Annotated in this window: 5 protein-coding genes; all 5 read left to right on the forward strand. The window is 38.2% G+C overall.

The annotated features are described in order from the left end of the window. The first annotated feature begins 2 nt into the window (after nucleotides 1-2). The 5 genes from EZ428_RS13020 to EZ428_RS13040 all read left to right on the forward strand — a co-directional run bounded on the left by EZ428_RS13020 (nucleotide 3) and on the right by EZ428_RS13040 (nucleotide 11,978). Nucleotides 3-1,829 carry a RagB/SusD family nutrient uptake outer membrane protein gene (locus EZ428_RS13020; RefSeq protein ID WP_131553603.1) on the forward strand — a complete coding sequence of 609 codons (1,827 nt, stop codon included), beginning with the start codon at nucleotides 3-5 and terminating at the stop codon, nucleotides 1,827-1,829. A 10-nt stretch (nucleotides 1,830-1,839) separates the two neighbouring features. Continuing rightward, on the forward strand, nucleotides 1,840-3,480 hold the full coding sequence (locus tag EZ428_RS13025) for a DUF4957 domain-containing protein (RefSeq protein WP_165501771.1): 1,641 nt from the start codon (nucleotides 1,840-1,842) through the stop codon (nucleotides 3,478-3,480). A gap of 316 nt (nucleotides 3,481-3,796) precedes the next feature. Then, the gene (locus EZ428_RS13030) at nucleotides 3,797-8,176 is read left to right on the forward strand and encodes a hybrid sensor histidine kinase/response regulator transcription factor (RefSeq protein WP_131553605.1); all 4,380 of its coding nucleotides are present in this window, start codon (nucleotides 3,797-3,799) and stop codon (nucleotides 8,174-8,176) included. Next, nucleotides 8,169-9,185: a LacI family DNA-binding transcriptional regulator gene (locus tag EZ428_RS13035; protein ID WP_131553606.1), complete on the forward strand. Its 1,017-nt coding sequence runs from the start codon at nucleotides 8,169-8,171 to the stop codon at nucleotides 9,183-9,185. The genes EZ428_RS13030 and EZ428_RS13035 overlap by 8 nt, the downstream gene beginning before the upstream one ends. Before the next feature lie 162 nt (nucleotides 9,186-9,347). Next, complete coding sequence (locus tag EZ428_RS13040; RefSeq protein ID WP_131553607.1) at nucleotides 9,348-11,978, forward strand: glycoside hydrolase family 3 C-terminal domain-containing protein; 2,631 nt, start codon at nucleotides 9,348-9,350, stop codon at nucleotides 11,976-11,978. Nucleotides 11,979-11,988 lie beyond the last annotated feature (10 nt).

Genomic DNA, 11,988 nt, shown 5'->3' on the forward strand with positions numbered 1-11,988 from the left:
AAATGAAATCAACATATAAAAAATCAATCGTACTGTTAAGCATAGGGGCTTTTATCCTTGCTGGTAGTTCGTGTAAAAAATATTTAGATATTGAAAACCCTTCAACTATCTCACAAGAAGTAGCCTTTGAAAGCACCTCATATGCAAATACTGCCCTTATTGGGGTATATAACCTCTTACCTGGAGACAATGGCTTAACCAAGGAAGGTACCATCTGGTCCTTATCAACAGACGATTTTAAGACTTCTGGAAGTTATAGCCCCGAAGACCGCAGAGGTATCAGCATGCACTTAGCCAGTAGTGCAAATGGCGAGCTTTTAGGAGCGTTTAACCAGCTTTATACAGGAATAGAAAGAGCAAACATCTGTATCAAAGGCATTAATAATTCGCCTATTTATGTTAATGCTGGCGCTAGTAAAGCAACAATGGGTAAGTATCTAGGAGAGGCGATGACATTAAGGGCATTATTCTATTTTACCTTGGTAAGAAACTGGGGTAGTGTTGTTGCACAATGGGAACCTTCTCTTGATGTGAAAGAATTAGATGCTCCGGTTACAGCAGGAACAGCTATCCTTGATAGACTATTAGCAGACCTAAAACTAGCAGAGGATTTAGTGCCTTGGCGTAGCGAGTCTGGTTATGGCAGCACAAGATGGACTAAAGGAGCCGTTAAAGCCCTTAGAGCTAGGATAGCGCTTTTCCGTGGGGGTTACATGATGGATAAAGAAAGTCATACCATGGTGCGCAGTGCTGATTATAAAAAATACTATCAAATTGCTTTGGATGAATGTAAAGACATCATGGCTAAAAGAGGAGAGCATAACCTTAATCCAGTGTATGAGAATGTATTTAAATCATTGCATACCAGTACACGTTTTGATCCAACCTACGAGCTGATGTTTGAAGTTGGTGCTTTTGGTGCTGGCTCAAGAACAGATACCAAACTTGGCTACTACGACGGAATGAGATTTAATGCTTCTTCGCGTTTTGGTGGCACAGGCGGTGGTGTTACTGCCATTGCAACTTACTTCTATGAATTTGATCAGTTAGGAGATTGCCGTAGAGATGTAACAATTGGGTCTTATGAAATTGATGCAAACTCTCAGAAAGTAATGAATACGCTTAATAACATGACTGATGCGAAATTTAGAAGGTCATGGACCAATATCGCTGGTACAACACAAACCCTAGCGGTAAACTGGCCGGTGCTTCGCTTTGCAGATGTATTATTGATGTTTGCAGAAGCAGATAATGAATTGAATAGTGGCCCTTCTGCTGCAGCGCAAGCCGCACTCTTAGAGGTAAGAAGTCGTGCTTTTGTGGGTTTTGAAAGCCGTATACCTATAATGCCTACAGATTATGCTGGCTTTTTTGATGCCATCGTTAAAGAACGTTTGTTAGAGTTTGGTGGAGAAGCAGTTCGTAAATATGACTTGATCAGATGGAATATCATGGGCGCTAAGTTCGCAGAAGTTCGTATTAAGCTTCGTCAGTTGATGAGCGGTGAAGGTGCTTATGTAAATGTGCCTAAATATGTTTATGCAAAACCGGCAGTTTATAATGTAATACCTTCTCAACAAGAGTTTAACACGTTAGATACTTACGGAGGTTCTCCTTCTGTTACCTTATTTCAACCAGGATTAGGTACATCAGGTGCGCCAACGGGTTATACCACCAAAAATTGGAGAGCATCAATTAACGAAGAGTACATCACGGGAAAATCATCAGGTTTTGCTACCTATTTTGAATCAAATAGAGCAGAAGTATTTCCTTTCCATAACGATGTAAGGCTCTACAATACTAAAATTGTTCAGAACTATGGCTATTAAACCTATCAACATGAAAACAACAAAATTTTCATTAAAAGCAGTATTACCGATAATGGTCATGTTGTTTACCATACTGGCTTGCCAGAAAGAAGATCCAAATGAAGGACTAGCGGCACCTCGCTTGTTTAAACCGGGAGCTATATCAATTAAAACAGATCAAACTTCTGCAAAATTAACTTGGGCAGCACCAATTTTAAGTTCAAATCTTAAACTTTCTTATTTAACAGAATTCTCTCAGGATACTACTTTTGCCACTACAGAATTTGCTGTTAAAACAGATACAATGGGCGTTACCGTAACCGATGAGAAACTAACCGTTCGTAAAAAGTATTATGCTCGTGTTAAGGCATTGGCTACGGCAGATCAGCCTGAATCTCAATGGCAAAGAAGTAATGGTTTTACCGTAACAGGTGAGCAATTGTTTTTACCGGTTCGCGAATTGGAAATCATGGAGACTCAAATCACCGTTCGTTGGAAACCTACTGTTGGATTAGATAAAATCACTTTAACACCTACCACGGGTGCTCCAATTGTGGTTAGCCTTTCGGTAGCAGATGCATTGGCTGGCGTAAAAGTAATTACTGGCCTAACACCAGATGTAAAGTACAGTACAGAGCTATTTCTTGGGGCAAAAAGCAAAGGATTATTGGAGATTTCTACACTGGCAGTAACCGTTTATTCGGTTATCCTTAATTCAGGTGCCGACTTGGTTGCCGCAATTAATTCAGCTGCCAACAATTCCATAATAGGTCTTAATCCGGGTACATATAGCGCTGGTTCGGCAGTATTTACGCTCTTGCAAAAATCGGTTACCTTAAAATCTACTTCTGGCAACCCATTAAACACCAAGGTTAATTTTAGGGAGTTTACCTTAAGAGGAACTGGCGCCGGCATCAGCCTTGATGGTATAGAATTAGATGGAACAGCTTCTGGGTCATTGTATTTCATTAATCCAACAGGTGTTGCTGCAGATGCAGAAAAGGCAGATTTTGCAAATGTGAAAATCAATAACTGTATTATTCATGGTGCAACCACAAGTTTCATGAGAGCAAATAGGGGGGCTGCAGCAAGTGATTATAAGATGGACCAAATTGTAGTAAAAAACACTATTGTATATGATATGGCTTCTACACTGGGTTATACATTTTTCCACTTAGACAAGTTGCAATTTAATTCGCTTACGGTAACCAAATCTACCTTTTACAATATCGGTAGGGCTTTTTTAACTTGTTCTACCGTAATTGCAAGTACGCCTCCAACCATTACCGTAGATTATTGCACCTTGAATAATTTTGGTGCAAGTAACAATTATATTTTCATGGATGCCAATGCCAACCCGGTTAAGTTTGCTATGACAAATAGCATTATAGCCAATGTGCCAAGACCAGCTGGTACTGTAAATGGTGTGGTCATGAGGGCGAACGGAGCAGGCACAACAATGGTGTTTAGTTATAACAATACGTTTAATTTTACCAATGGAACAGGTACTGCGCTTACATTGCCAACTACCAATACTTCTCAAGCGGGTAATCTGGCTATAGTTTTAGATTGGACAGCAACAACGAATGTTTTTACACTTCCTGTTAATTCCCCTTTAAGGACTGCAAGTAGTGCAAGTGCACCAATAGGCGATCCAAGATGGACCTATTAAAATAATAATAAGATTAGGCTCGGCCGATGTTGAGCCTATCTTATTATAAAAATTGTAGACAAGAACTCATAAAAACCTATCTATTAAGGATGGGTTTATTAATTTTGGACTAATAAACCTTTAGTGGCACGTCATGCTCAGCTTGTCCCGATAGCTATCGGGAGGGCATCCTAACGCACCTGTAAATCATATATACTTGAATTTATATGATGATTTTCTGTTCGTTGCATAATGAAGATAATAGTGTCTGATGAAGAATTTAATGCTATTTTAACGCAAGATTAAAGTAATGCCTACCTGATTGAAGAAGAATCGAATGAAACTAAAATATTTTCTTAAGCTAAAGTTTACTTTGATCTTATTGATGTTGATGGGCGAGGCCTTTGCTCAACCCCCAGTTAAGATAGAACATTATTCTACAGAAGATGGCCTTTCTCATGACATCATTACCTGTATGTACAAGGATAGTCAAGGTTACATGTGGTTTGGCACTTGGAACGGGATTAATCGTTTTGACGGACATAACTTTACTTCTTTTACTTCTTCTCCCGGTCAAGTTTCCCAAATCAAGAATGTTAGGATAGAACAGATTTTTGAAGATCAGGCAAATCACCTTTGGGTTAAATCTTATGATGGCGAGGTTTATCGATTTGATAAAGGAACAGAACGTTTTACCTCTTTATCTAGTATTCTGTCACTTCAAAAGAAGATGATCTTCGATCGAATTTTAATGGTAGCGGATGGCAAACTTTGGGTGAGTACGATTAATAAAGGTGTTTTAGTTGTAGATGATGTAAGCCTAGCTTATTCAACTTGTCAAATTTTTGCAAATGTTATTGATCCTAAAACACGGCTTTCGTCAGATAAGATTAAATTCATTTTTAGGGAAAATAAATTGAGTTATTGGGTTGGATCTTCGAACGGCTTATTGCATATTTTTAGCAAGGGAAACACCAGGTTTAGTTCCCAAGTAATGAACACTGGAGGTAAACCTGGTGAAGAATTTTCTGCAGTAGCGGCCAACCAAGGGGAGCTTTATTTTGGTACTGCGAATGGAGATTTGGTTGTATTAGATAAAAGATCGGGTAGCCATCATCGTGTAAGGGTAAGCAATGGCAGAATCAATGGAATGTTACTGGCAAAAAAGACTGGCGATGTTCATGTTACCACAGCCTTAGGAGAATTAATCAGCTTTGATCCTAGGCATGGGTCGATGAGTAGTTATAATTATGGTCAACAAGTGGGGTTGTTCTCCATTTTTGAAGATAGAAGAGGCGATTTGTGGATTGAGCCTCAGCAAAAAGGAGTAATTCGTTTTGATATTCAAAATAAGACCTTTAGTACGTTTTTGCAGAGAAATGATACTTTTAACAGTACAATCCCCAATAATCATTACAGGGTTTTTGAAGATAAAAATGGAACAGTTTGGTCTATTTTAAGAGATGGCGGTTTTGGTTATTTCGATCATAAAACAAATAAGTTCAATTACTTCTATAACGAGCCCGGGACTGCTCAACGTCGCATCTCTAACATTACTTTTGGTTCTTTTTACGACTCGGCCGGAATTATATGGCTACATACCGATCAACGTGGACTAGAAAAAATAATCTTTCATCCAAATGATTTTAAGCAAAGTTTAGTAGTTAACCCAGGTCTATTTAAATCTCAAAATGAGGTTAGGGGATTGTTGAGTGATAACCACAATAGGTTATGGGTTGGTGCAAAAAGTGGTCTGCTTTACATTTATGAAAATGGTATGCCTGCCAATATTACTTTCGAAAATGGATCAAAAGATCGCATTGGAATGGTGTATACGGTTATCCAGGCAAGAAATGGTGTAATATGGCTTGGAACTAAAGAAAATGGGCTTTTTAAGGCCGAACCTTTGAATGCTTCGCATACCAATTATCGCCTTACGCACTATGCAACCGAACAAAATAACCCAAATTCAATTAGCAGTAATCAAGTTTATTCAATTGCCGAAGACAACCAGGGAAAAATATGGGTAGGTACCTTTGACTATGGATTAAACATGATTGATCCTCAAAAAGGAGATCGTATTTTTAAAAGGTTTTACGATAAGTCAAATGGTTATCCGACTCTCTTTCATAAAATTAGGCATTTAGCTTTTGATGCAAGAGGTAGGTTGTGGATTGGCTCAACAGATGGCTTAGTGATTGGTACACCCGTTGGTACAAACAACATGAAGTTCAGTACCTATACCAAACAATCTGATGATTTGCACAGCCTAGGCAACAATGACATCCAATTTATCCTTAAAGATCATTTAAACAGAATGTGGTTAGCCACATCAGGTGGAGGTTTAAATCTTGCTATTGAAAAGACTGGTTCACAATCGCTTAAATTTAACGTTTATTCGACCAAAAATGGTTTAGGAAACAATTACATTTTAAGTTGTATAGAAGATAACCAGAATAGAATTTGGATAGCTACCAAAAGTACATTAACCAGGTTTGATCCCACAAAAGGTAAATTTGATAATTTCAATTCTTATGATGGGGTGCCAACAGATGGTTTCTCAGAGGCTTCATGTCAACTAACAAGAGATGGTAAACTTGTTTTTGGAACAATTAAAGGCATACTCAGTTTTGATCCGACGCAAATTAAATACCATGCCATTCATGCAAATCTTGCTTTTACAGGTTTACAGGTTAATAATGAAGATGTAACTATCGGAGGTGAGGAAAGCTTACTTCAAAAAAACATCAATTACACCAAAGAACTGAAACTAAGATATAATGAAAATACCATCAGTGTAGATTATACAGTTCTAGATTTTCGCTCAGTAGACAGGCAGAGTTACATGTACAGGATGAAGGGTTTAGATACCACTTGGCACGATAACAAAAACCAAAGAAGGGCAACTTATACCAATCTTCCACCAGGAGAGTATCTTTTAGAAGTAAAAAGCCCCGATTTAGATAACTATACTACCATTCCTGCCAAGGAATTAAAAATTACCATATTACCACCACCTTGGAAAACATGGTGGGCCTACCTAATTTATTTCTTGCTTTTCTGTATTGCTATAGCAGTAACCAGAAGAATTGTGTTTACCATGTTGCGTTTAAGGCAAGGCATTGCCATTGAGCAAAAAATGACGGCCTTAAAGATGACTTTTTTTACCAACGTATCTCATGAATTACGTACCCCACTTACCTTAATTGTAAATCCGATTGAAGAGTTGTTGCAACAAGAAAAATTAACTGAACAGGGTAGGGAATATGCAACCATTGTAAGTAGAAATGCCACAAGAATGGTTCGTTTTGTAAATCAGTTGTTAGACCTCAGAAAAGCACAAAGTGGACAGTCGAAACTTAACTTGAGTAAAATTGAACTGAAAAGTTTTATACAAGAAGTGGCTGAAAACTTTCAAGAAGCCGCTAGGGCTAACCATATCACGCTTGAGGTAATTAGCGATGAGTCAATTGAAGTTTTAGCAGATGCTGATAAGATGGAGACAGTGATTTACAACCTGTTGAGCAATTCTTTTAAGTTTTCACCGGCAGGAAAACGAATTGAGGTAAACATGGTTAAAGCGGCCAATGCCATTCAAATTGTAGTTAACGATGAAGGCTGTGGCGTAAATGAGGATGATTTAGAAAACATTTTCTTATTGTATCATGAAAGCGAACATCCAGACACGCAACAGCTTAAAGGATCTGGAATTGGTCTGGCTTTAGCAAAAGAGTTGGTAGAACTCCATAATGGAACCATTAGCGCTGTAAATCGCGAGCAACAAGGACTTTCTATCACTATTAGTTTACCATTGATAGCAAGCCATGTGGCGAAAGCAGAAAAAGAGAAGGTCAAAATATCTACTACAACAAGCATTGGATTACAAGTTCAAAACAACAATGAACCTGCAGAGGAGATAAAGGAAAATGAGAAACAGCTCATCCTTTTAGTAGAAGATAATGAAGACATGCGTTCGTTTTTGGCCATTAACCTCAGTTCTACTTATAGGGTAAAAACAGCTGAGGATGGTTTGCAAGGCTTGGCAATGGCTAAGAAAATACAACCAGACCTTATTTTAAGTGACATCATGATGCCAAAAATGGATGGTATAGAAATGTTAGATCAATTAAAAAATGACCAAGAAACTAGCCATATCCCAGTGATTTTACTTTCTGCTAAAAGTGCCTTAGAAAGTCAGATCACAGGATTAAAATATGGCGCCGACTATTACATCAGTAAACCTTTTGATAATGAATTGTTATTTGCTGCAATGGAAAACATACTCGATCAGCGCAAGCGTGTATTTGGTCAGTTTGTTTCCAAGCAAAAGGTAATGGATCTTGGTCCTAGCCAAATTGTGGTAACCTCTAAAGATGAACTCTTCCTGCAAAAGATTATAACAATTGTAGAAGAGCACATGACCGATCCAAAATTTAATATAGATGCGGTTGCCGAAACCGTAAACATGGCTAGGGCTACTTTCTTTAAAAAGTTCAAAAGCCTTACACAACAAGCCCCAGTAGAATTTATTAGAGACATGAGGTTAAAACGAGCAAAACAATACCTTGATGCAGGTATGGGTAACATTACCGAAATTGCTTACACCGTTGGTTTTAGTAGTGCAAAATATTTCAGTACCTGTTTTAGGACCCTATATGGTATATCGCCATCAGACTACCTGAAATCAATTCATCTAGACGAGAAAGATAATGCATAAAGAAGTTACCATATATGACATTGCCGAAAAGCTTTCTATTTCCGCTTCAACGGTTAGTAGAGCATTAAATGCAAACTCGCTTGTTAGTAAAAAGACACAGCAAAAGATAATTGCAATGGCAACTTCAATGGGGTATCGTAGCAATACCTTTGCGGCAAACTTGCGCATGCAACGGAGCAATACAATAGGTTTAATTGTGCCACGGTTAAATAGCTATTTCATGTCTGAGGTTATTTCAGGGATAGAAAGCGTAACAAACGATGCAGGCTATAATTTAATCATTAGCCAATCCATGGAAAATGTAGATAAAGAAATCAGTAACCTCAAAACAATGTTTAACAACAGGGTTGATGGTTTATTGGTATCGGTTGCTGCTGGCAGTAATGGCTTAACGGGTTTTGATATTTTTAGAGACCGTAAAATACCTGTTCTTTTTTTTGATCGTGCACCACATGGATTAACCGTTCCATCGGTTACTATTGATAACGAAAATGCTGCCTTTTTAATTACTCAACATTTAATTGAGATGGGTGCAAAAAACATCTTTCACATTACAGGGCACCAATCTGTTAGTGTTTATAAGGAGCGAACTAGCGGTTTTAAAAGGGCACTTCTGGCTGCTGGCTTACCTTTTAATGAAAATCAGCTTATTGTTACCGATTTAAGTGAAAAGGCTGGAATAGCTGCTGCAAAATTAATAGCAGAACTAAAAGGCGATGGTGTTTTTGCAGCTAATGATAGTTGTGCCGCAACTTGTATGAATGAGTTAAAATTGCAGGGTTTTAAGATACCCCAAGACGTAAAATTTGCAGGATTTAATAATGACCTGATCTCAAGAAATATCGATCCAGCCCTTACCACCATTAATTATCCTGGTTTCGAAATGGGGAAGGTCATCGCAGCTAAATTGCTTGATCATTTGAGTCATAAATCAGACCTACATTCGTCTCCACTCATTACCATGAAGTCTGAATTAGTGATTAGAGCCTCTTCTAATTACAAACCTTGAGCTAATCTGCCAAAATAAGAGCATAGCCTTCTATATATACCGTATTTTAAACCAGTTCGATTAATTTTTAGACCTCTAAATGTGAGTTGCTACCTATGTTTGTTGTGTTACTACAACCAATAAACCAAATATTATAAACCAAGGATTCGTCCATCTCTTTGTATGAACATTAAAAAGACCACTTATATCATTGCACTAGCTATTGTATGTTTTATCTCACAACCTACCTACAGTCAAGTTCAAAAATATCCTTTTCAAGATTATAAATTAAGCTTTGAAGTTAGGGTTAAGGATTTGGTGAGTAGATTAACCGTTGAAGAAAAAGTAGCACAAATGCTAAATTCCGCACCTGCAATTCCAAGGCTAGGTGTACCTGCGCATGATTGGTGGAACGAAGTATTACATGGCGTTGCCAGAACACCATATAAAGTTACCGTATTTCCGCAGGCAATTGCAATGGCAGCTGGTTTTGATAAGAATTCGCTGTATAAAATGGCCGATTATTCGGCACTAGAAGGGAGGGCTGTTTATAACAAGGCGGTGCAAGATGGAAAAGAAGGATCTAAATATGTGGGTTTAACTTATTGGACACCCAATGTAAATATCTTCCGTGATCCACGCTGGGGAAGAGGGCAAGAAACTTATGGTGAAGATCCTTTTTTAACAGCCATGCTTGGCGATGCTTTTGTAAAAGGTTTGCAAGGCAATGATCCGAAATACCTAAAAGCTGCCGCTTGTGCTAAACATTTTGCTGTACATAGTGGTCCAGAACCGCTTCGTCATGTTTTTAATGTAGATGTGAGTGCTTACGACCTTTGGGATACCTATTTACCTGCGTTCCAAAAACTGGTAGTTGATTCTAAGGTTGCAGGAGTTATGTGTGCTTATAATGCATTTAGAACTCAACCTTGTTGTGCAAGCGATGTGCTTTTAACAGATATATTAAGAAAACAATGGGGCTTTAAAGGTTATGTGACATCGGATTGTGGTGCAATAGACGATTTTTATAAAAAACACAAAACCCATAAGGATGCAGAATCTGCAGCTGTTGATGCTGTATTTCATGGCACAGATGTAGATTGTGGCAAGGAAGCTTATTTTGCCTTGGTACAAGCAGTTAAAAATGGCAACATCACCGAAAAACAGCTGGATGTTTCTTTACATCGATTATTCATGATTCGCTTTCAGCTTGGTTTGTTTGATCCAAAAGAAATGGTTAAATATGCGCAAACGCCTGCTTCGGTATTAGAAAGTGCGGCACATAAAGCCCATGCCTTAAAAATGGCACAACAATCCATGGTGTTGCTTAAAAATGAAAACAATACACTTCCGCTTCGTAAAGACTTAAAAAAGATAGTTGTACTAGGGCCAAATGCAGCCAATTCAGTTTCTATACTGGGTAACTATAATTGCAATCCAACAGAGTTGAGTACTGTGTTAGATGGTATCAAGCAAAAGGTTGGCAAAGGCACCCAAGTGGTTTATGAAAAAGCCATCAACTTTACCAATGCCAACATGTTGGTTTTTCAAGATGTAGAAAGCCAATGTACATTTGAAGGCAAACAAGGCTTTAAAGCTGAATATTTCAATAATATTGCCTTAACGGGTAAACCGGTAGCCATTCGTCAAGAAACAAAAGTTAACCACGCTTGGCAAGAAGGAGAAAATGTAATTGGCAATTTAGCCGCAAACGACTTTTCTGCCCGCTATACCACTAATTTTAAAGCAAAGGCAAGTCAGAAATTGGCTTTTGAACTAGAAGCCGATAATGGCTATCGTTTAATCTTAAACGGCAAAATAGTTTTAGATGAATGGGTAAATAAGAAAAAAGAGATTAAACGTTTCGAGCTGGAGACAAAAAAAGATACCATTTATAACTTGGTTGTAGAGTTTTGGCAAGGAGACGGTCAGTCTAATGTGAGGATGGACGTGGGCAATTACGTACAAACTGATTTTAATGCCCTAGTTGCCAAACATAAGGATGCTGATGCTTTCATATTTGTGGGTGGTATTTCGCCACAGCTAGAAGGCGAACAAATGAAAGTTGATGAACCTGGATTTACTGGGGGAGACCGTACTTCAATATTATTGCCAGCAGTGCAAACCGCGTTAATGAAAGCTTTAAAAACGAGTGGTAAACCTGTTGTATTTGTCATGATGACAGGTAGCGCCATTGCAACACCTTGGGAGTCTGAAAACATTCCTGCCATTCTTAATACTTGGTATGGTGGTCAATCTGCAGGTAAGGCAGCTGCCGATATTCTTTTTGGCGATTATAACCCATCAGGGCGATTGCCAATTACATTTTATAAAAGCGATAGCGATTTAGCCGATTTTAACGACTACAACATGGAAAATCGTACTTATCGTTATTTCAAGAATAAACCACTTTATGGCTTTGGCTACGGATTAAGTTATACCAGTTTCAGCTATGCTAAACAAAGTATTCCTGCAACAGTTGTGAGAGGCAAAAATGTACCTATTGCCGTAACGGTAACCAATAATGGTAAAATGGCGGGTGATGAAGTGACCCAACTTTACATCGTTAATCAGAATAAATCCATTAAAACAGCTATTAAGGCTTTAAAGGGTTTCGAGAGAATTAACTTAAAAGCTGGCGAAAGTAAAGTGGTTAAGTTTCTATTAACGCCAGACGATTTATCATACGTAGATGCTAATGGTTTGAAACAACGATTTAAAGGAAACCTGCAAATCACCATAGGCGGTAGTCAGCCAGATGAACCAAACCAAACAAGTGGCAACGTATTAAAAAGCATCATCAATATTAACTAGCTTAATCTCA

Origin of the sequence: Pedobacter frigiditerrae, from assembly GCF_004331645.1 — a bacterium.
Lineage (GTDB): Bacteria > Bacteroidota > Bacteroidia > Sphingobacteriales > Sphingobacteriaceae > Pedobacter > Pedobacter frigiditerrae.